A 21687-nucleotide genomic window follows, 5' to 3' on the forward strand; every position below is an offset into this window, starting at 1 on the left:
CATCGCTTTAATCCTTAACGACAGAGTCCAGTTGGACGATTTGTAAATTGATCAGCAGGGCCATGGTTAGTCGCCCGCCCATTTCGCCCACTGGTAATCACGTCGCCATTCGGCGCTATTCCAGTCCAGTCGCGTGCTCCAGCACCCGCCCCTTCTTTAATGTCATGGATGTCGCCACGCCCGAGGCCGGTTTGGTCAATAGGTTTCGTACCAGCTGGTGCATCAGATGGACGGGATTCATTACCTGGTTTCGCAAACATGCGATCCAACCCATAGCTCAGCGCACCTAAACCCGTTCCGATAGCAATATCTGTCCCAGTGATGATCGCTGGAATGAACGGAATGGCGATTGCGAACTCGCCTGTCGGGTCGGTATAAGAGGCCGGATTTCCTCCCACATACAAGAACCGGTTCCACCCCCCATCCAGCCCAATCGGATCCGCCTGGATGTATCGCCCTCCCTCCCGGTCGTAGTACCGGTTCAGGTTGTACGCCAGTCCTGTCTCTTCATCCCACACCTGCCCTGGATACCGCAGGTCGAATTTGATGGATTCCGCATAGTTGGCACTGCCTTGCCCACTCTGCGCATAGCCCGTGGCGCCGGTCGTCGAGTTCGCCTCTCCGAACCCCGTGATGAGCCATTGCCACACCACCTGGCCCTGCGTGTTCGTCAGCCTTCTCGGCGTGTTCAGGTGGTCCGCATCGATGGCATACAGCCGCCCATTGATCTGCGCCGCCACCGGCATCGGCCCGCCGGCCGTGGGCAGGTAGATGACCTCCGTGCTGTCCATCTCGCCGGCCGGCGCGGCGCTGTTGCTGCTCCTGCGGTTGCCGTACTGGCCCAGCACGGTGCTGCCGATGCCGTCTTCGGCATAGACGGTCTGCTGGGTGATGGCCGGGTTGTTGGCCCCGGACAGCCGCGCATCGCTCTTGAACACGCGCTGGCCCAGGGCGTTGTACGTGTAGCTCACGGCCAGGGCGTTCGCCGGGTCGGCGTTCAGGCCGGCCTTGGCGATGCGGCCGTCGCTGCCGTAGTGCAGGTAGTTGTCGCCCTTCCTGGTGAGCGAGCCGCTGGCGTCATGGCTGTAGGCCACGGTGCTGGTTTGCGCACTGCCGCTGGCGGGCTGGAACGTCTGCGTGGTGTTCTGCAGCCGGTTGCTGCCGCTGACGGCGACGTAGTTGCGCTTGAGCGTGGCCGTGCCCGCCGCCGTGGTGCTGCTGTAGTGGCTCTGGCTTCGGTTGCCGTTGGCGTCCCACGCGTAGCCGCTGGTGTTGGCGCCCAGGGTGTCGCTCAGCGCGCTGCCCGTGGGTAGCGTGAGGCCGGCCGGCGCGCTGTGGGCGCTGGCGGTGAGCCGGCCCGTGGCGTCGTAGGTGTTGGCGCTGGTGATCACGGCCTGCTGCGCGCCCGTGGCGCCGCGCAGGGCGTGCCGCTGCTGCGCCTGGGCCAGGCGCCCGGCGCTGTCCCAGGCCAGCTGCGGCAGCAGCCGGCTGGCGGACAACTGGCCCGCCAGGGTGTAGCTGCGCTGCTCGGTCAGGCCGGGCGTGGGCCCGGCCGAGCTCTCCCGCGTGACGTTGCCCCGGACGTCGTTGCCCCGGACGTCGTTGGCATACGTGGTGGCCACGCCGGCGAAGTCCTGGGCACCCTGCACGGCGCCCAGGACTTCGTAGGACAGCGAGGCCACATTGCCCAGGGCCTGCAATGCGATGAAGACGGCCCAGACGACCCTCATGAACCTCCTCCCGTTTGATGTGAGGCCTGACATCAGGTCAAACAGGCCTTACGCCCTAGTAAATCATGGTCATGATGCTATTAAATATATAGCATTTAAGATGTGCAACGGCCAGGGTTGGATGTCAGGGTGTTGCATCGGCTCGCATGAGATCTCCCGCGCAAGGCTTGAGAAATAAGCAGCAGTTATTTATTTTCAAAGTCCTTAATCAGCCCCTCAAACTCAATGAGCGACTCTTCAATAGAAACCTTGTCTGCTTCGGTCAAATCATTGCCACCATTAATTGCCGCTGCGTTTATCTGCTCCATAGATAAAATGACGGGAAAAACCGCATTTCGCCATAATTCATTTTCAAAAACACTCCCAACCCCCTCAATCCGATGAATAAGTGAGTTTAAATCAAGTGTTCCATCACGATATTCATTGATGGCTTGCCGCAGCACGAAGGCTTGACGAGAGAAAAAATCGCTCATACAACCTGATTATTCAGGAATAAATTTAATTACCTGCTCATTTCCACCAGCAACAATAACCACGCCGTTGCGCGCCATATGCACTGTAGTTCTATGCCATGCCGATGGTGCCATTAAAAATGGCAAAAAAACGGTGCAACGAAATTTTCGGCGGCGGGCAGGAAATGGATTCAAGGGGTTGCATTGGCTCATCATGGCAACTTACTCCGACTAAAGAAGTTGGAACCGATGCAACACTTAGTTCATGAATCAATACAGAGTCGGAAATACAGTTCTGTATGCCCTGCTCAGCAGTATTCCATTACCTAAGCCTAGACCCATCGGGATTGATGGCCTCCTCATCCTTTCTAGTTGGATAATAAATCATTTTTTGATTAAGTTCGTAGAATATCAATCCATGAATGCCTTGCACTTCTAATTTTTTAACCCGGCGTTGCCAAATATTATTGAATACTTCATCAAGCACCTTCGCATCACCAGTCGCGTATATCTCATCGATGAAAGCAATATCGACACCACCAGGAAATAACAACAAAAATTCCTCATCGGTTGCTGAAAAAATGTCATATACGCAATTTTGCGCACCATCAATAATTTGAATGTTTTTCATAATCAGCGACTTGGTTTCACGTTTCTATAATCGCCACCTGGAGTCTGTACATCCCAATGGGGACCGCTGTGAGACCTACCTCCTGACCCAGTAGGACACCACACATCCCCTTTAGCATCTTCCCAGCCGTGGCTAGAACCGCCTTTGCCTGGATTTGGATTGGGCACCCAGTTATCGCCCCCTTTAGGACTTCTAAATCCATCTGCCTCTGTCGGTTTGCCCGGCGCCTTGGGCCCATTTGGGTCATATGCATTCTTAGGCGGTTTCGCAAACATGCGATCCAACCCATAACCCAATGCGCCAAGAGCAGTTCCAACCGCGATGTCAGTACCCGTGATGATCGCCGGAATAAATGGGATGACGACTGCAAACTCGCCGGTCGGATCGGTATAGCTAAGTGGATTTCCTCCCACATACAAGAACCGATTCCATCCCCCCTCCAGCCCGATCGGATCAGCTTGGATGTACCGCCCTCCCTCCCGGTCGTAGTACCGATTCAGGTTGTAGGCCAGTCCCGTCTCTTCATCCCATACCTGCCCCGGATACCGCAGGTCGAATTTGATGGCTTCCGCATAGTTGGCGCTGCCTTGCCCGCTCTGCGCATAGCCCGTCGCCGCGGTCGTCGGATTGGCCTCTCCGAACCCCGTGATCAGCCATTGCCACACCACCTGGCCTTGCGTGTTGGTCAGGCGCCGTGGCGTGTTCAGGTGGTCCGCATCGATGGCATACAGCCGCCCATTGATCTGCGCCGCCACCGGCATCGGCCCGCCGGCCGTGGGCAGGTAGATGACCTCCGTGCTGTCCATCTCGCCGGCCGGCGCGGCGCTGTTGCTGCTCCTGCGGTTGCCGTACTGGCCCAGCACGGTGCTGCCGATGCCGTCTTCGGCATAGACGGTCTGCTGGGTGATGGCCGGGTTGTTGGCCCCGGACAGCCGCGCATCGCTCTTGAACACGCGCTGGCCCAGGGCGTTGTACGTGTAGCTCACGGCCAGGGTGTTCGCCGGGTCGGCATTCAGGCCGGCCTTGGCGATGCGGCCGTCGCTGCCGTAGTGCAGGTAGTTGTCGCCCTTCCTGGTGAGCGAGCCGCTGGCGTCATGGCTGTAGGCCACGGTGCTGGTTTGCGCACTGCCGCTGGCGGGCTGGAACGTCTGCGTGGTGTTCTGCAGCCGGTTGCTGCCGCTGACGGCGACGTAGTTGCGCTTGAGCGTGGCCGTGCCCGCCGCCGTGGTGCTGCTGTAGTGGCTCTGGCTTCGGTTGCCGTTGGCGTCCCACGCGTAGCCGCTGGTGTTGGCGCCCAGGGTGTCGCTCAGCGCGCTGCCCGTGGGTAGCGTGAGGCCGGCCGGCGCGCTGTGGGCGCTGGCGGTGAGCCGGCCCGTGGCGTCGTAGGTGTTGGCGCTGGTGATCACGGCCTGCTGCGCACCCGTGGCGCCGCGCAAGGCGTGCCGCTGCTGCACCTGGGCCAGGCGCCCGGCGCTGTCCCAGGCCAGCTGCGGCAGCAGCCGGCTGGCGGCCAACTGGCCCGCCAGGGTGTAGCTGCGCTGCTCGGCCAGGCCGGGCGCGGGTCCGAAGGCCGGCCACTTCCAGCCGGTGGGCTGGCCCAGCGGGTTCCAGGTGATGGCGGTGAGCAGCGGCTGGCCGTTCCATTGCAGGCCGGTGAGCTGGCCCGTGGCGTCGTACTGGTACTGCAGCTTCTTGCCGCTCGCGTAGGTGAGGGTGGCGATCTGCCCGGCTCCGCCATTGCGGGCGCCGTCCGGCCCCGCCGGCACATAGGCCTGGGCCAGGGTGCGGCTGTCGCCGTTGGCCAGCACCTGGGTGCGGGCGGTGACCCGGCCCAGCGGGTCGCGCTGCCAGCGCGTGGTGACGCCCGCGTCCTGGATCTCGCTCAAGGACCCGATGCTGGCCTGCGGCGTGCCGGGGGCGTTGTAGCTGGCGCCGGTGAGGTCGTACCGCCACACGCTCTGCTTGCCGTCCTTGAAGAGGATGCGCGTCAAGCGCCCCGCCGCATCCCGCGTGAGCCCGGTGGTGCGGCCCAGTGCATCGCTCACCTGCGTGGGGCGCCCCAGTGCGTCGTATTGCACGTTGGCCGCGCCGCTGTCGGCCGAGGTCTCCCGCGTGGCGTTGCCCCGGATGTCGTTGGCATACGTGGTGGCCGCGCCCGCGAAGTCCTTTGCGGCCTGCACCGCGCCCAGCCCGTCGTAGGACAGCGAGGCGACCTTGCCCAGGGGGTCGGTGATTTCCGCGACGCGGCCCAGGGGGTCGGTGGCGTACCGGTAGCGCTGGCCCAGGGCGTTCTCGGCGGTGATGCGCTCGCCGTTGGGGCCGTAGGCGTAGCGGTCCACCTGGCTGCCTGCCTTGACGGTTTCCAGCTGGTTGGCGGCGTTGATGCCCCGCTCCTGGCGCCACACGGTCTGGCCCGCGGCGTCTTTGACTTCCTGCAGGATGACGTTGTTGAACAGGTCGTACCCATAACTGCCCGAGGCGCCCCGGTTGTCCTTCCACGAGGCCAGCCGGTGCGCGCTGTCGTAGGCGTAGTCGATCTGGTAGCCGTCGGGCTGCGTCGTTCGGGACCGCTTGCCGATGGCGTTGTACTGGTGGGTCCATTGCATCCCGAGGACCGAGACGTTGCCGAGCAGGTTCCAGGGGTTGTTGCCATAGGCGTACTGGATTTCCAGGCCGTTGGGCAGGAGCTTGCCCACCAGGCGGCCATCGCTGTAGCTGTGGTTGGTGCGCCGCCCGAACGGGTCGGTGGACTCGAACACCAAGGGCGTGTTGCTGTGGTACGTGTTTTCGCGCCGCACGCCCAGGGCATCGATTTCGGCGGTGACCAGGCCGCCCTGGTATTCCCATCGGCGGACGGCGGCCTTGGCTGCGCCGTCGGGCAGGCTGGCGTCGTACACCCGCTCGGTGAGGACGTTGCCGTCCGCGTCGTAGGTGTATTCGGTGACACGGTTGCCATCGGTGACCTTGACCGGCAGGCGGTAGGTGGGGTGCCACTGCGTGGCGACCCGGCGCTCCTGCGCGGTGCCCTTGGCGTGGGTGGCCAGCAGGGGCAGTTGGCGGTCGTTGTCCCATTCGTAGGTGGTCTGGCGGCCAGCGAAGTCCACCTCCGCCGTGACGAGGCCGGCGGCGTTCTGCACCCGGCGGTTGACCGGGCGGTAGGCCAGCCCCGGCGCCGACGAGGCACTGGTGACGGCCAGCGCCTTGTTCTGCACGGTGTAGCCGTACCGGCGGGTCTGGCCGAGCGGGTCCTTCACGCCGACCTGGCCCGAGGCGATGTCGGTGTAGTCGAACTGGTGCGCCAGAGCGTCGCCCGCATGCGCGGCCCGGAGCGTGCGGCCCAGCGCGTCGTAGCTGAACTGGGCGAAACGGCTGCCGTTCTCATCGACGATGGCGGTCAGCAGGAACGGGTTGCCGGTGTCTTCGTACAGGTAGGTCTTCTGGTACTGGTCCTGCAGGCGGGACGACACCAGCCGGTCGCCCACGCCGTCCTGGTAGCTGTACCGGTAGGTGGTGGTTTGGTAGTCCGGCGTGATGATCTTCTCGATCAGCCGCTCGCCCCAGACGAGGGTGAGGGTCTTGCCGAAGGCGTTGGTGATGGTGGTCAGGCGCCCGTAGGTGTAGCCGTAGGTGGTGACCCAGCCGTTGCGCGCCCTGCGGCTCAGGAGCTTGCCGGCGCTGTCGAAGGTGAGCACGGTGTCGTCGCTGGCGTTCCGAAAGCGCCACAGGCCATCGGCCTGGGACAGCATGTCGCTGCGCTGATCGCCCACCCAGTCCTGCTGGGCGCCCGCGCGCTGAAAGCCCCGCTCTTCGCCATTGCCGAAAATGACGGTCGCAACGCCTTCGGACACCCGCAGGCTGATGGCGTGGTTGTGCCCCCACTGGCGGCCGAAGCCCCGGCTGGTGCGGGCGGAGTCCAGCGCCCAGTGGCTGCGGTAGATGCGCACGAAGTCCAGGCTGCCGCCCCACGGGTCCTGGTGGTCCACGATCTCCTGGAAATTCTCCCCGGTGGCGGGAATGACGGGGTCGCCCACGCACATGCCGTCCTGCCCGCCAGGGAACACGGAGACACCCCGGTAGCCGTCGCCGGGCGGCGGCACCGGGGGTGGCGGCGGCGGCAGGGGCGGCGGGGGTGGGGGAGGAGGTGGCGGCGGTGGGGGTGGCGGCGGGGGCGGTGGTGGCGGATCGGGGTCGATCAATTGCTTGGGGCCGCACCAGCCGCTGATTTCGGAGTCGCGCACATCACCTCGGTAGGCGCTCAGGCAGACGCAGGAGAACTGGTCGGTGGCGTAATCGTATTTACCGCGGCTTTCGGTCCAGCCCGCCGGGTTGTAGAGGTATTCGGGGTGCTCGTTCTTGGGACGGTTGCAGATGGGCGCGATGCTGTCGCCCAGTCCATCTTCGCCCTCGCACGGGGCACCCAGCGAAGGCAGCAGTTGGCACCGGTTGCGCCCCCAGATGGACTGCGCGCAGAACCGATGCGGCCCATCGGGCAACGCATCGCACACACCTGCCACCGTGCCGGACAGCACTGTGTAGCGCCTCGCCCCATACTCGACGCCGTACCCAAACGGCTTGCTTCTGTCGATCCCCCCAGCCTCCGCCACGCCCCAATAACCCATGGCCTGCAATGCGATGCAGGCGGCCCAGACAACCCTCATGAATTCCTCTCCCATTTGATGTTGAGTTACGCATTTTATCGACTGCGCAGAAACCCGAACATCGAGATACAGGGAGTTACATTACCCGCGACCTGCACTGAAAATGCGCCAGGCCTTTTGTCTTCACGCCTTCAGATAATCCGATTTTCCGCCCAGCCACCGCATTACATGCCGCTCGGCCAGGGCGGGAAACCGGTCGAGCATGTGCGGTGCCAGTTCCCTCGCCCACTCCAGCAGCACGGTGTCGGTGGCCAGGTCGGCAAAGCGCAGCAGCGGCGCGCCGGACTGGCGGGCGCCCAGGAATTCGCCCGGGCCGCGGATGTCCAGGTCGCGCCGGGCGATCTCGAAGCCGTCGTTGGTCTCGGCCATGGCCTTGAGGCGTTCGCGGGCGGTCTCGCCCAGCCGGCCGCTGTCGTTGGTGGAATACAGCAGCACGCAGGCCGAGGCGGCCGCGCCCCGCCCCACGCGCCCGCGCAACTGGTGCAGCTGCGACAGGCCGAACCGTTCGGAGTGCTCGATGACCATGAGCGAGGCATTGGGCACGTCCACGCCCACCTCGATCACGGTGGTGCTGACCAGCACGCCCATGGCGCCGCTGGTGAAGAGCGCCATGACGGCCTTTTTCTCGGCGCTGGGCATGCGCGAGTGCAGCAGGCCCACCTGCACGGGCGCCTGGCCTGCCGCGATGCCGCCCTGCAGGGCCTCGCTCAGCTCGGCATGGGTGGCGGTGGCGTTGGACAGGTCCAGCGCCTCGCTTTCCTCGATCAGCGGGCACACCCAGTACACCTGCCGGCCCGAGGCGACCTGGGCGGCGATGCGCTCGATGACCTCGTCCTTGCGGCTGTCCGCGATGAGCTTGGTGACGATGGGGGTGCGCCCGGGGGGGAGCTCGTCGATGGTGGATACGTCCAGGTCGGCGTAGTAGCTCATGGCCAGGGTGCGCGGAATGGGCGTGGCGCTCATCATGAGCATGTGCGGCTCCATGCCCTGCCCTTCGAGCTTTTGCCGCAGAGCCAGGCGCTGCGCCACGCCGAACCGGTGCTGCTCGTCGATCACCGCCAGGGCCAGGCACCGAAAGCGCACCTGCTCCTGGATCACCGCATGGGTGCCGACCACCAGCGCGGCCTCGCCGCTCTCCACCAGGGCCAGCATGGCGGCGCGCTCTTTCTTCTTTTGCCCGCCGACGAGCCAGGCCACGCGCTGGCCGCGCGCGGCCAGCAGGGGCTCCAGCCAGCCGACGAGCTTGGCGAAGTGCTGCTCGGCCAGGATTTCGGTGGGGGCCATCAGCGCGCACTGCCAGCCGGCGTCGATGCACACGGCGGCGGCTAGGGCGGCCACCACGGTCTTGCCCGAGCCCACGTCGCCCTGCAGCAGGCGGTGCATGGGCACGGAGCGGCCCAGGTCGCGGGCGATTTCCTCGCCCACGCGGCGCTGGGCGCCCGTGAGGCCGAAGGGCAGCACGGCCAGCAGCTGTTCGGCCAGCGTCAGGCCGCCGTCGCCGGGCGGCGGCGCCTGCAGCACCGGCGCGCGCAACCGGGCCCGTTCGCGCTTGGACTGCTGCTGCGACAGCTGCTGGGCCAGCAGCTCCTCGGCCTTGAGCCGCTGCCAGGCGGGGTGGCTGTGGTCCTCCAGGGTGGCGATGGCCACGTCGGGCGCCGGGTGGTGCAAAAAAGTGAGCGCCTGCCGCAGGTTCCACCCCGGCGCCAGGCCGTTTTGGCCGGGCACGCGGCCCACCGGCGGCTCCACGCCGGGCGGCAGCGTCTCGGACAGCTCCACGCGCTGCAGGGCGCTCACGATGGCGCGGCGCAGGTAGGCCTGGGGCAGTTGCGCGACGGTCGGGTAGACCGGGGTGAGCGCGGCCGGCAGGTCGCCGCTGGCCGTGCGAAAGGCCGGGTGCAGCATCTGCCGGCCCCAGAAGCCGCCCTTGACCTCGCCCCGGATGCGCAGGCGCGCGCCCACGGCCAGGGTTTTCTGGTGGGAGGGGTAGAAGCTGAAGAACCGCAGTTCGCAGGTTCCGGTGCCGTCGTCCACCTGCACCAGCAGCTGGCGGCGGGGGCGCAGCTGCACCTCGCTGGAGACGACGGTGGCCTCGATCTGCACGGTGTCGCCGTCCCGGGCGTTGCGCAGGGGGGTGATGCGGGTTTCGTCCTCGTAGCGCAGGGGCAGGTGCAGGGCCAGGTCGATGTCGCGCACCAGCCCCAGCTTGCGCAGGGCCTTCTGGGCGGGGCTGGGGGCGGGCCGGGCCCCGGCGGGGGTGCCCGGGGCGCCCGGACGCCCGGGCGCGCCTGCGGAACCGGCGGCGGCAGTGGCGGCGGCGCTACGGTCGGTCATGGGAAGGGGGAGCGGGCGCAGGCAAAGCGCAACAAGAGGAAACCGGCATGGGCAGAAAAGGCTAACATGCCAGCGCCGTCGTTCGGCGTTTTTTGCGGACGCACCCGCGTTACCCACTGGTCCCATGCTCAAGCGAATCAGCGTCCAACATCTTGCCCTGGGCATGTACCTGCACCAGTTCTGTGGCTCCTGGATGGACCACCCGTTCTGGCGCACCGGCTTCGTGCTCCAGGACCCCGAGGACCTGGCACGCATCCACGGCACCACCATCGCCGAGGTCTGGATCGACGTTTCCAAGGGGCTGGACGTGGCCTCCGACGTGGCCACCACCTCGCCCGAAGAGGCCGAGGCCCGCCTCGATACCGACTTCAGCCAGCTGCAGGAGATGCCGGACCTGAAGATCCCGCCCGCCCCGCCGCCCGCCCCGTCCCAGCGCGTGCGCTCGCTGGCACCGACCAGCATGGCCGAGGAGCTGGGCCATGCGGCGTCGATCTGCCACCATGCCCGCCAGGCCGTTTCCTCGATGTTCCACGAGGCCCGCATGGGCCGCGCGGTGGATTCCAGCGATGCGCGCAGCCTGGTGCAGGAAATCTCCGATTCGATCACCCGCCACCCGTCGGCGCTCATCAGCCTGGCGCGGCTGAAGACGGCGGACGACTACACCTACATGCATTCGGTGGCGGTGTGCGCGCTGATGGTGGCCCTGGGGCGCCAGATCGGCCTGGACGCCGCCCGCATCCGCACCTCCGGCCTGGCCGGGCTGATGCACGACATCGGCAAGGCGGCGATCCCGCTGGTGGTGCTGAACAAGCCCGGCAAGCTCACCGACGAGGAATTCGACATCGTGCGCAGCCATTCCGAGCACGGCTACCGCATGCTGCTGGAATGCGGCGGCGGCGTGGAGGACGAGGTGCTGGACGCCTGCCTGCACCACCACGAGAAGATGGACGGCTCGGGCTACCCGCACCGCCTGCCGGCCGAGAAGATCAGCCTGACCGCGCGCATGGCTTCGATCTGCGACGTGTACGACGCCGTCACCTCCGACCGGCCCTACAAGCGCGGCTGGGACCCGGCCGAATCGCTGCGGCGCATGGCCGAGTGGACCAACGGGCACTTCGACCCCCGCCTGTTCCAGGCCTTCGTGAAGAGCATCGGCATCTACCCCGTGGGCTCGCTCGTACGGCTGACCTCGGGGCGCATCGGCGTGGTGATGGAGCAGGCCGCCTCGCTGGTGTCGCCGCGCGTGAAGGTGTTCTTCTCCACCAAGTCCGACCTGCGCATTCCGCCCGAGATCGTCGACCTGGCCCAGCCCGGCTGCCCGGAGAAGATCGTGGCCCGCGAAGACCCCGAGAAATGGCGCTTTCCGGACCTGAACGAGCTGTGGACCGGCATGCCGTCAGTGCCGCGCTGACGCCCCGGCCCTGACGCGCCACCGGCCGCCCGCATGCCCCCGCCGCGCGCCAGCAACGATCCCGCGGGTGCCGTGCGCACCTATGCGATGGTGGAGCGCTCCAGCCACCTCGATTTCGACATCCGCGACCAGAGCGGCCGCACGCCGCTCACGCAGCCCCACAAGCACGAGTATTTCCAGATCCAGGTGAACCTGGAAGGCCACACGCAGCACCACATCGGCGGCGTGGCCCGGCCGTTCACCGCGCGCACCCTGAGCTTCGTGCTGCCGCACCGCATGCACTTCGTGCCGCACCCGCCGGGCACGCGCTGGCTGGTGGTGAATTTCAGCCAGCGCTTCCTGTGGCCCGGCCTGGCCGTGGACCCGCTCGATCTGGAAGACGTGCCGCTGGCCCTGGCGCCGGAGCTGGCGCCGTTCCAGTTCCAGGAGCACCTGGACTTCACGTTCGACGAAAGCGCCTTCGAGGCCGTGCAGGCGCTGCTGGACACCCTGCAGCGCGAGAACACGGCGCGGCGCCTGGCCTCGCTGGCGTGCATCCGCGGTGGCCTGCTGCAGCTGCTGGCGCTGACCTGCCAGCGCTGGGAAGGCGAGTTGCGCGCGCTGGCCGCGGCCCAGGCGCAGCGCGGCAGCCGCCGCGCGGCCATGGCCCGGCTGCTGCGCTACCTGCGCGGGGAACTGGCCGGCGACCCCACGCTGGCCGACGCGGCCGAGGCCGCCTGCCTGTCGCCCAACTACCTGGCCCACCTCATCAAGAAGGAAACCGGCAAGACCTTCACCGAGCTGCTGACCGAACGCCGGCTGGCCCTGGCGCAGGAACTGCTGCTGGCCACGGGCGAGCGCATCGGCGAGATCGCGCGGCGCTGCGGCTTTGCCGACGAGGCGTATTTCGCCCGGCGCTTTCGGCAGTGGCACGGCCTGAGCCCCAGCGCCTGGCGCGCGCAGCGGCTGCGCGAACTGCAGGGCATGCCCGTGGCGGTACCTGGTTCCGTCCAAGTCTTGCGCTGAATCGTCCGGGTGCGCCGCGGCGGCGAACCTTAAGCTTTCCGTTGACCAAAACAACGGAGACGCTTTCATGGACCTGAACCGCCGAGACCTTTTGATGACCTCTTCCGCCACCCTGGGCGGCGCCCTGGCCGCAGGCTGCGCCAGCGTGACCGCCACCCCGTCCCAGCCCACGCCGTTTTCGCTGAGCGTGCCGGCCGTGCCCATCGCCGGCAGCCGCGAAGTCTTTCCGGTGCACCGCATCTACTGCATCGGCCGCAACTATGCGGCCCATGCGCGCGAGATGGGGTCCGACCCCACGCGCGAGCCGCCGTTCTTCTTCCAAAAGCCCAACGACGCGGTGCAGTTCGTGCCGCCGGGCACCACGGTGGACCACCCCTACCCCGCCCTCACCCGCAACTACCACTACGAGGTGGAGCTGGTGGCCGCACTGCACAGCGGCGGGCGCAACATTGCGCCGGAGCAGGCACTGCAGCACGTGTACGGCTATGCCGTGGGCCTGGACATGACGCGCCGCGACCTGCAAAGCGACATGAAGGACCAGAAGAAGCCCTGGGAGATCGGCAAGAGCTTCGACCTGTCGGCCCCCATCGGCCCGATCCACCGCACGGCCCAGACCGGCCACTTTCCCAAAGGCGCCATCACGCTGTCGGTGAACGGCACGGTCAAGCAGAGCGCCGACCTGGCGCAGATGATCTGGAGCGTGGCCGAGCAGATCAGCAACCTGTCGCAGGCGTTCGAGCTGAAGGCCGGTGACCTGATCTACAGCGGCACGCCCGAGAACGTGGGCGCCGTGGTGCGCGGGGACCTCATGGTGGCGCACATCGACGGCCTGCCGGACCTCTCGCTGCGCGTGGTCTGAGCCGGGCCGCATCGGCGCCGAGAAGGCATTGGCGGGCTGGCCGGCGTGGCGGTGGCACACTGCCCCGCCATGACCTCTCCTTTAGCTCCCGAGCCCCGCCGCGCACGCGCGGCACGCGCGGTCGTTGCCCTCGTGGCGCATGCCGTCTCCCTGCCCCGCCGGCTGGTCCTGCCGCTGCTGGCCCTGGCCGCCGGGGTGACCCAGGCGGCGGGCCTGCGCATGATCGAGGTGCCTGCCGATGCCCAGGGCCCGGCATTGCGCGGCGCGGTCTGGACGCCCTGCGCCACACCGCCGGGGCCCGTCGGCATCGGCCCGCTCACCCTGGAGGCGGTGCGCAACTGCCCCGTGCAGGGCGCACCGCTGCCGCTGGTCATCGTCTCGCACGGCTCGGGCGGCACCGCCTTCAGCCACCACGACACGGCCGCGGCGCTGGCCGATGCGGGCTTTGCCGTCGCGGCCATCAGCCACCCGGGCGACAACGCGCAGGACCTGAGCCGCCAGGGCCAGCTTTCCGCCTTCGCCACGCGGCCAGCCGACATGCGGCGGCTCACCGATTACCTGTTGGGCGCCTGGCCCGGCCACGCGGAGCTGGACCCCGGGCGCATCGGCTTCTTCGGGTTCTCGCGCGGCGGCACCACGGGGCTCGTGGCCCTGGGCGCGGTGCCGGACTTCACCCAGCGCCCCGAGCTGTGCCCGGCCGGCTCGCCCATCCCGCTGTGCACCGAGATCCGCAACCGCTCCTGGCCCGCGGTGCCCGCGCCGGACCCGCGCATCCGCGCCGCGGTGATCGCCGACCCGCTGAACTTCTTCACCCCCGAGACACTGCAGGCCGTGAAGGCCCCCGTGCAGCTGTGGGCCTCCGCGCTGGGTGGCGATGGCGTCACGCCCGGCAGCGTCGAGGCCCTGCGCCGCGCGCTGCCGGCTACCCCCGAATGGCACGGGGTGCCCCAGGCCGGACACTTCGCGTTCCTCGCGCCCTGCCCCGCCTCCCTGGCCGAGCGGCTGCCCGCCCTTTGCCGCGATGCGCCCGGCTTCGACCGCAGCGCCTTCCATGCGGCGTTCCACCGCGAGGTGATCGCGTTCCTGCGCCAGCAGTTGGCGCCGGCCGGAGCCAGCGGTCCTTCGGCACGCTAGGGGCGGGCGCAGCCGCGCCCAGCACCGCCCCAGGGGCCCATGGGACAATCGCCCGCTGTTTTTGGTCGTTCTTTCCTTGGAACGGGCCCGTCCGGCCCTCAAGCCCCCATGCCTGCCAGCCCCCGCACCTTCACGCTCAGCGATTTCGACTTCACGCTGCCCCCGCAGCTCATTGCCCAACACCCCGCCCCCGAACGCAGCGCCTCGCGCCTGCTCGACGGCCGCAGCACCGAGCCGGCCGACCGGGTCTTTCGCGACCTGCCCGGGCTGCTGCGCGCGGGCGACCTGCTGGTGTTCAACGACACGCGCGTGGTCAAGGCCCGCGTGTTCGGCGAGAAGGCCAGCGGCGGCAAGCTGGAACTGCTGATCGAGCGCGTGCTGACCGGCAACGAGGTGGTGGCGCACATGAAGGTGAGCAAGAAGCCCCTGCCCGGCGCCGTGGTGCACCTGGCGGGCGGGTTGGCCGGTGGCGGCTTCGACGCCACGCTGCTGTCGCGCTGGCCGGAGGACGACGGCCCGCTGTTTCGCTTCGCGCTGCAGGGCCCCGCGGGCGAGACGCCCTACGACCTGATGGAGCGGCACGGCCACCTGCCGCTGCCCCCCTACATCGAGCGGCACCAGGAGGGCGGCGACGACCCCGATGCCGCCGAGGACGCGCAGCGCTACCAAACCGTCTTCGCCCGGGCCCCCGGCGCGGTGGCCGCCCCCACGGCGGCGCTGCACTTCGATGCGGGCGTGCTGGCCGACCTGGAGGCCCGCGGCGTGGAGCGCGCGAGCGTCACGCTGCACGTGGGCGCCGGCACCTTCCAGCCCGTCAAGACCGAGAACCTGGCCGAGCACCAGATGCACAGCGAGTGGTACGAGGTGCCCCTGGCCACGCTGGCCGCGCTGGAGCGCTGCCGCCAGCGCAGGGGCCGCGTGGTGGCGGTGGGCACGACGACCGTGCGCACGCTCGAATCGTGGGCCCTGAGCGGCCAGGCCACGGGCGACACGCGGATCTTCATCACGCCCGGCTTCGGCTTCCGGGTGGTGGACGTGCTGGTCACCAATTTCCACCTGCCCAAGAGCACGCTGATGATGCTGGTGAGCGCCTTCGCGGGCTACGAGCACGTGATGGGCCTGTACCGCCACGCCATCGCGCAGGGGTACCGCTTCTTCAGCTACGGCGACGCCATGCTGCTGCAGCGCCCGCAGCCGGCGCACTGAACGCGGGCCGCCCGCGCCGTGACGAACCGCTCCGAGACGCCGCCCCCACCGCTGCACGCCCTGCGCAGCCGCGGCGCCGCGGTAGCGGGCATCGGCCTCACCGTGGGCGCCTGCGCGTGCTTCGCGGTGCTGGACGCCACCACCAAATGGGTCAGCGCCACCGTGCCGCTCTTCATGGCGCTGTGGCTGCGCTACCTGTTCCAGGCGCTGCTGACCACGGTGTTCGTGCTGCAGCGCGAAGGCGTGGCCGTGCTGCGCACCACGCAGCCGCGGTTCCAGGCGCTGCGCGCGGTGCTGTTCGCCGCCACGAGCCTCTTCGGTTTCATCAGCATCCAGCACCTGCCGCTGGCCGAGTTCACCGCCATCGTGGCGGCCACGCCGCTGTGCGTGACGGTGGTGGCGGCGCTGTGGCTGCACCAGCGGGTGAGCGCGCCGCGCTGGGCGCTGGTGGTCCTGGGGCTGGCGGGCACGCTGGCCATCATCCGCCCGGGGGGCGAGGCGTTCACCTGGGCCATGCTCTGGCCGCTGTGCCTGCTGGCCACCGGCACGGGCTACCAGGTCATCAGCAGCAAGATGGCAGGGCACGAGAGCCCCGCCACCACGCAGCTCTACACCGGCTGGCTGGCCGCGGCGCTGGTGTCGGTGGGCGTGCCGTTCGCCTGGACCGCCATCGCGGACCCGTGGCTGTGGGTCGGCATGTTCGCCATGGGCCTGTCGAGCGCCGTGGGGCACATGCTGCTGCTCAAGGCCTATGCGCGCACCACCCCTGTGACCATCGCGCCGTTCCTCTACAGCCAGATCGGCTTCGCGATGCTCGCCGGCTGGCTGCTGTTCCGCCATGTGCCGGACGCCTGGTCGCTGGCCGGCATCGCGGCCATCGTGCTCAGCGGGGCGGCCAGCGCCTGGCTCACGGTGCGCGAGACGCGCTGAAACGCCGGTTGAAAGGGTTTCGTGGCCGTTGCCCTAGTGCTTATTGCCCTGGATGCTATTTATTTAATAGCAAATCAAAACGCCGCGGCATGCCCGTCCTTGCGCGGGTCCGAGCCCGCGATGTAGATGCCGCCCTCGCGCAGCACGAGCTGGGCGCCGCCGAAGGCGAATACGCCGTGGCCCGACTCCACGGTGACCTCGTGGCCGCGCGCGCGCAGTTCGGCCAGCACGGCGGGATCGAAACCCGGCTCCACGGCCACGCCCCGGCCGCCGGTGACGCGCCAGCGCGGCGCATCGGCGGCGGCCTGCGGGTTCTGGCCGTAGCGCAGCACGCGCAGCGCCATCTGCACGTGGCCCTGCGACTGCATGGGGCCACCCATGACGCCGAAGGCCATGCGCGGCGTGCCGTCGGCATGCATGGCGAACGCCGGAATGATGGTGTGCGAGGGGCGCTTGCGCGGGCCCACCTCGTTGGCATGGCCCGGCACCAGGCTGAAGCCGTGGCCCCGGTTCTGCAGGCTGATGCCGGTGCCCGGCACCACCACGCCCGATCCGAAGCCCATGTAGTTGGACTGGATGAACGACACCATCATTCCCGAGGCATCGGCGGCCGCCAGGTACACCGTGCCGCCGCGGCGCGGCGCGCCATGGCCGGGATCGCCGGCGCGCGCCGGGTCGATGCGCAGGGCACGCTCGCGCAGGTAGGCCGGGTCCAGCAGGTCGCGCGGCGCCACGCGCATCGCGTCGATGTCGGCGTTGTGCTCGTACAGGTCGGCCAGCGCGAGCTTCATGGCCTCGATGCTGGCATGCACCGTCTCCACGTCGTCCACGGGGCGCGTGCCGATGCCCACGGCGTCGAGCAGCCCCAGCGCGATCAGCGCGGCGATGCCCTGGCCGTTGGGCGGGATTTCATGGACGACCGCATCGCCGAACGGCTGGCTCACCGTGCCCACCCAGTCGGCCTGGTGCGAGGCGAGATCGTCCTCGGTCATCGCGCCGCCATTCGCCTGCGCGTGGGCGGCCATCTGGCGGGCCAGCGTGCCGCGGTAGAAGGCCTCGCCGCTGGTGTCGGCGATCAGCTCCAGCGTGCGGGCATGCGCTTCGCTGCGGAAGATCTCGCCCGCGCGCGGCGCCCGCCCGCCGGGCATGAAGCACTCCGCGAAACCCGGCTGCGCACCCAGCCGGTCCGCCCCCAGCGCCCACTGCGTGGCGATGATGGGCGAGACGGGAAAGCCGCCGCGCGCGTATTCGATGGCGGGCTGCGCCAGTTGCGCGAACGGCAGCTTGCCCAGCCGCTTCGACAGCGCGACCCAGGCCGAGACCGCGCCGGGCACGGTCACGGCGTTCCAGCCGGATTCGGGAATGCCGCCGCGCTGGGCGAAGTACTCGGGCGTCCAGGCCGCCGGCGAGCGGCCCGAGGCATTGAGGCCGTGCAGTTCCTTGCCATCCCACACGATGGCGAAGCCATCGCTGCCGATGCCGCAGCCCGTGGGTTCCACCACCGTCAGCGCCATGGCCGTGGCAATGGCCGCATCCACCGCGTTGCCGCCGGCCATCAGCATGCGCAGCCCGGCCTGGGCGGCCAGGGGCTGAGAGGCGGAAACGATGTTGCGGCCCATGACGGGGCTGCGCTGCGAGGCGTAGGGCTGGCCCCAGTCGAGGGCGGTGGCGTTCGGTGGGGGCGCTTGGGTCATGTCTTGTCTCCTTGGGTTGGGAAAGGCGCTCGGGGCGGGCTCATTGTTCCAGGGTGATCTTGCGCTCGCGGATCACGGCGGCCCAGCGTGCGCTGTCGGCCTGCACCATGGCGGCGAACTGCGCGGCCGTGCTGGGCCGGGCCGGCTCCACGCCCAGATTGGCCAGGCTGGCGATGACGTCCGGGGCCTGCATGGCCTTGGCGAAGGCCTGGTGGATGCGCTCCACCAGCGCGGGCGGCGCACCGGCCGGCGCGTACACGCCGAACCAGGTCACCGACGAATAGCCGGGCAGGCCGGACTCCGCCAGCGTGGGCAGCTCGGGCGCGAGCGCGCTGCGCTGCTGGCTGGTCACGGCCAGGGCCCGCAGGCGGCCGCTCTTCACGTGGGGCATGCCGGTGGGAATCGAGTCGAACAGCACATGCACCTGGCCCGTCGCCAGGTCGGCGATCGACTGGGCCGTGCCCTTGTAGGGCACGTGCGTCATCTCGATGCCGGCCTGCGCGCTGAAGGCCGCGGCATTGAGGTGCACGATGGTGCCGTTGCCGCTGCTGGCGTAGTTGAGCTGGCCGGGGTGCGCCTTGGCGTAGGCGATCAGGTCCGCCACCGATTTGACGGGCAGCGAGGGCGTGACCAGCAGCACGCTGGCGGCGTCCGCCACGTGGGCCACGGGCGTGAAGTCCTTGCGCGGGTCATAGGCCAGGCGCGGCATGAGGTGGGGCGAGATCGCATGCGTGCTGCTGGTGGTGAGCAGCAGTGTGTAGCCGTCGGCCGGGGCCTTGGCGGCCTCGGCCGCGCCGATGGTGCCGCCCGCGCCGGGCCGGTTGTCCACCACCATCTGCTGGCCCAGGTCCTGCGACACGCGCTGCGTGACCACGCGCGCCACCAGATCGGTGGCCCCGCTGGCCGGAAACGGCACGATCACGCGCACGGGGTGGCTGGGCCAGGCCTGCGCACAGACCCCGCCGGCCGTCGCGGCGAGCGACAACGCAACGAGCAGGCAACGGGTGAAATTCACGAATCGCATGGGGCACTCCGATCGGGCACGCGGCAAAAGGGGCCATCTTAGGAACCGGTGCGCCCGCTGACCAACAGCAATTCGGCAAAGACCTTTGCCGCAACGGCAAAGCACTCGATACTTTGCACCTTCCCGAGCAAACCCCTGAGCCCCTTCAAAGCCCTTCGCGCCCTTCTCCGCCATGCGAGCCCACCTGCTGCAAGACACCGCCCTGCGCTACTTCCTCGAAGTGGCGCAATGCGGATCGCTGACCGAAGCCTCCGCCCGGCTGCACGTGGCCGCATCGGCCCTGAGCCGCCAGATCGCGGGGCTGGAGGCGCAGCTGGGCACGCCGCTGTTCGAGCGGCACCCGCGCGGCATGGTGCTGACGGCGGCCGGCGAGATCCTCGCCACGCATGCGCGGCGCACCGGGCTGGACGCCGAGCGCGCGCTGGGCGAGATCGGCGCGCTGCTCGGGCTGCGTGCGGGTCAGGTGCGTCTGGCCACCTCGGATGTGTTCGCCAACGAACTGGTGCCCCGGCTGTGCGTGGCGTTCCAGCGCGAGCATGCGGGCATCCGCTTCACGGTGACGGCGCTGCCCACCGCGCAGGTGCCGGAGGCCGTGCGCACGGGCGTGGCCGACATCGGCCTGTGCTTCAGCCGCGCGCCGCAGCCCGGCATCCAGGTGGCCCACCGCCAGAGCGCGCCCGTGCTGGCCATGCTGCCGCCCGGGCACCCGCTGGCCGGCGCCAGCCGCGTCAGCCTGGCGCAGATGGCCCGGTTCCCGCTCGTGCTGCCGCCCCAGGAAACCATCGTGCGCCAGATGATCGACATGGCCTGCAGCCGCCAGGGACTGCAACTGGAGCCCGTGCTGGTCAGCAACCACGCCCGCACCGTGCTGGAGTTCGTGGCGCATGGCGGCGGCGTGTCGGTGTCGAGCGAAATCGCCACACGCCATGCCGTGGCCGCAGGCGCCATCGTGGCACGGCCCCTCGGCGACCCGGGCATGGACCTGCGCGACATCGAAGTGCAGACCCTCGCCGGCCGCGCGCTGCCCGTGGCTGCGCAGGCCTTTCTGGAGCGGTTGAAGCAAGAGTTGCCGGGGCTGTGACGGGCTGCGGCACCAGGCGTGCGGGATCAGAGGCTCTGCCGTGCGATGTGCGCTGGGTGACCAGACCTGGGGCCTGCCCCTCGGATGCGGTGCGAACGGGCTGCAAAGATCAGCCCTGGAGGCGCTTTTGCAGATCCATCAGCACCTGGTCCGTCAGTGCGCCACGGTGCACCGGCCCCAGCAGGGCGGCATTGAGGGCTTCCCATTTGGGACCGAACGCTCGCTGATCCGCTGTCTTGACATGCACTGCGGCCAGTTGATCGGGAGAAATGCTGGCGATGGCATCGGTCCCTGCCACGCTCTTGGAATGAAAGTGCACGTAGAGCGGCGCTGCCGGCTGCCCGTCCGACAAAGGCTTCACCGCAAGGCACACCTCGAACAGCGTGCCGTGGTCGCCATCCGGATCGCCGTCGGACGGCAGCTTGCGGACCGCCCCGTCCGGCACGGCCTCGCCGGAGTTCAGCAGCATCGACACATGGTTTGCCCTCGGCAGCGCGTATTGCTTCACGAGATCGATCTCGAACGCACTGACCTGGTCGTGCAAGGTCTGCACCTGTGCAGCACGCTGGGTCCTTCGTGTCCTGCATCATCGACGCCGCCAGGGCGAAGAAGTCGAAGCGCGCTCCGGACGGCGCCGCTGGCGGCTTGCGGAATGGGTGGACGCGTGCTTGCGCCAGTTCGATGCAGACCTGCTGCGCCACCGACAAGCCGGGCTTCGAAGCCGCGGCAGCCGATGCCCCCTTTGCAAAGCGTGGGGGCCAGCCCAGCCCTCACGCCGTGGCTACTTCTCGGCGTGCTGCTGGCGAAACTCCCGCGCTTTCCCGAAATGCCCGCAGCCGATGAACGGCACCGGCGGGCGCAGCGCGGACAGCGGCGAAGGGTGGTTGGCCGTGAGCACCAGGTGGCCCCGGTCGCCCGGAATCCACATGCGCTTGGACTGGGCGTGCGAGCCCCACAGCATGAACACCACCGGCCGATCGCCTTCGGCCACATGGCGGATCACCGCGTCGGTCAGTTCCTCCCAGCCCTTGCCGGAATGGCTGGCGGCCTGGCCCTCTTCCACCGTGAGGCAGGTGTTGAGCAGCAGCACGCCATTTTTGGCCCACTTGGCGAGGCTGCCGCCCGGCTCGGGCCAGGCGGGAAAAGGGGTACCCAGGTCGCGCTGCATCTCCTTGAAGATGTTGCGCAGCGAAGGCGGCAGCTGCACGCCGGGCGCCACCGAAAACGCCAGGCCCTCGGCCTGCCCGCGGCCGTGGTACGGGTCCTGCCCCAGGATGACCACGCGCACCTGATCGGGCGGGGTCAGCTCCAGCGCGCGCAGCGGCCGGGGCGGGAAGATGGCGGCGCCATCCGCCAGCCGCGCCTTCAGGAACGCCAGCAGCGCCTGCCCCCGCGCGCCGGCGAAAAAGGCATCCACCAGGGGCTGCCATCCGGGCGCCACGGGCCAGTCGGCAGGGTCGGCGCTGTGCAGTTGGGTCGACGGCGCCACGGAATCATTCATGCTCAAAACAGCCTTCAGCGCAATAAAATCTATGGCATAT

At 68.5% G+C, this 21687-nt stretch carries 16 protein-coding genes and 1 pseudogene; 7 read left to right on the plus strand and 10 right to left on the minus strand.

Annotated elements, in window-relative coordinates:
- Positions 1-14: 14 nt before the first annotated feature.
- The 6 genes from AVAK2825_RS02760 to recG all read right to left on the minus strand — a co-directional run bounded on the left by AVAK2825_RS02760 (position 15) and on the right by recG (position 9802).
- Positions 15-1730 (minus strand): RHS repeat-associated core domain-containing protein, encoded by a 1716-nt coding sequence (locus AVAK2825_RS02760; RefSeq protein WP_284394172.1) that lies wholly within the window; start codon positions 1728-1730, stop codon positions 15-17.
- 185 nt (positions 1731-1915) lie between these two features.
- Positions 1916-2203, minus strand: coding sequence for a hypothetical protein (locus AVAK2825_RS02765; protein ID WP_284394175.1), 288 nt, complete (start codon positions 2201-2203; stop codon positions 1916-1918).
- A gap of 9 nt (positions 2204-2212) precedes the next feature.
- A complete protein-coding gene (locus AVAK2825_RS02770) occupies positions 2213-2377 on the minus strand; it encodes a hypothetical protein (protein ID WP_284394177.1) in 165 nt (54 codons plus the stop codon).
- A 127-nt stretch (positions 2378-2504) separates the two neighbouring features.
- Positions 2505-2813 (minus strand): DUF8220 family protein, encoded by a 309-nt coding sequence (locus AVAK2825_RS02775; protein ID WP_284394178.1) that lies wholly within the window; start codon positions 2811-2813, stop codon positions 2505-2507.
- 2 nt (positions 2814-2815) lie between these two features.
- Positions 2816-7471 (minus strand): polymorphic toxin type 37 domain-containing protein, encoded by a 4656-nt coding sequence (locus AVAK2825_RS02780; protein WP_284394180.1) that lies wholly within the window; start codon positions 7469-7471, stop codon positions 2816-2818.
- A 123-nt stretch (positions 7472-7594) separates the two neighbouring features.
- On the minus strand, positions 7595-9802 hold the full coding sequence (gene recG / locus AVAK2825_RS02785) for an ATP-dependent DNA helicase RecG (RefSeq protein ID WP_284394182.1): 2208 nt from the start codon (positions 9800-9802) through the stop codon (positions 7595-7597).
- Between the two features lie 124 nt (positions 9803-9926).
- Between recG and AVAK2825_RS02790 the strand changes: the two genes are divergently transcribed.
- The 6 genes from AVAK2825_RS02790 to AVAK2825_RS02815 all read left to right on the plus strand — a co-directional run bounded on the left by AVAK2825_RS02790 (position 9927) and on the right by AVAK2825_RS02815 (position 16347).
- Complete coding sequence (locus AVAK2825_RS02790; protein WP_284394183.1) at positions 9927-11213, plus strand: cyclic di-GMP phosphodiesterase; 1287 nt, start codon at positions 9927-9929, stop codon at positions 11211-11213.
- A 33-nt stretch (positions 11214-11246) separates the two neighbouring features.
- The gene (locus tag AVAK2825_RS02795; RefSeq protein ID WP_284394186.1) at positions 11247-12218 is read left to right on the plus strand and encodes an AraC family transcriptional regulator; all 972 of its coding nucleotides are present in this window, start codon (positions 11247-11249) and stop codon (positions 12216-12218) included.
- A 67-nt stretch (positions 12219-12285) separates the two neighbouring features.
- Positions 12286-13077: a fumarylacetoacetate hydrolase family protein gene (locus AVAK2825_RS02800; RefSeq protein ID WP_284394188.1), complete on the plus strand. Its 792-nt coding sequence runs from the start codon at positions 12286-12288 to the stop codon at positions 13075-13077.
- Positions 13078-13227: 150 nt separating this feature from the next.
- Complete coding sequence (locus tag AVAK2825_RS02805) at positions 13228-14211, plus strand: alpha/beta hydrolase family protein (RefSeq protein WP_284394750.1); 984 nt, start codon at positions 13228-13230, stop codon at positions 14209-14211.
- A 108-nt stretch (positions 14212-14319) separates the two neighbouring features.
- On the plus strand, positions 14320-15417 hold the full coding sequence (gene queA / locus AVAK2825_RS02810) for a tRNA preQ1(34) S-adenosylmethionine ribosyltransferase-isomerase QueA (RefSeq protein ID WP_284394190.1): 1098 nt from the start codon (positions 14320-14322) through the stop codon (positions 15415-15417).
- An 18-nt stretch (positions 15418-15435) separates the two neighbouring features.
- A complete protein-coding gene (locus AVAK2825_RS02815; protein WP_284394192.1) occupies positions 15436-16347 on the plus strand; it encodes a DMT family transporter in 912 nt (303 codons plus the stop codon).
- Between the two features lie 74 nt (positions 16348-16421).
- Here the strand turns inward: AVAK2825_RS02815 and AVAK2825_RS02820 are convergent, their stop codons facing one another.
- Together AVAK2825_RS02820 and AVAK2825_RS02825 are read right to left on the minus strand one after the other, a co-directional pair.
- Positions 16422-18041, minus strand: a complete 1620-nt coding sequence (locus tag AVAK2825_RS02820; RefSeq protein WP_284394194.1) for a gamma-glutamyltransferase family protein — start codon at positions 18039-18041, stop codon at positions 16422-16424.
- A 40-nt stretch (positions 18042-18081) separates the two neighbouring features.
- On the minus strand, positions 18082-19065 hold the full coding sequence (locus AVAK2825_RS02825; protein WP_284394196.1) for a Bug family tripartite tricarboxylate transporter substrate binding protein: 984 nt from the start codon (positions 19063-19065) through the stop codon (positions 18082-18084).
- A gap of 172 nt (positions 19066-19237) precedes the next feature.
- On the opposite strand from AVAK2825_RS02825, the gene AVAK2825_RS02830 reads away from it, so the two are divergent.
- A complete protein-coding gene (locus tag AVAK2825_RS02830; RefSeq protein WP_284394199.1) occupies positions 19238-20146 on the plus strand; it encodes a LysR family transcriptional regulator in 909 nt (302 codons plus the stop codon).
- 109 nt (positions 20147-20255) lie between these two features.
- Here AVAK2825_RS02830 and AVAK2825_RS02835 read toward each other — a convergent pair.
- Positions 20256-20705 (minus strand): annotated as a pseudogene (locus AVAK2825_RS02835) (T3SS effector XopP-like protein); the annotation flags it as partial.
- A gap of 222 nt (positions 20706-20927) precedes the next feature.
- Positions 20928-21647, minus strand: a complete 720-nt coding sequence (locus AVAK2825_RS02840) for a uracil-DNA glycosylase (protein ID WP_284394206.1) — start codon at positions 21645-21647, stop codon at positions 20928-20930.
- Between the last annotated feature and the right edge of the window lie 40 nt (positions 21648-21687).

The sequence above is a fragment of the Acidovorax sp. SUPP2825 genome, from assembly GCF_030158995.1.
Lineage (GTDB): Bacteria > Pseudomonadota > Gammaproteobacteria > Burkholderiales > Burkholderiaceae_C > Paracidovorax.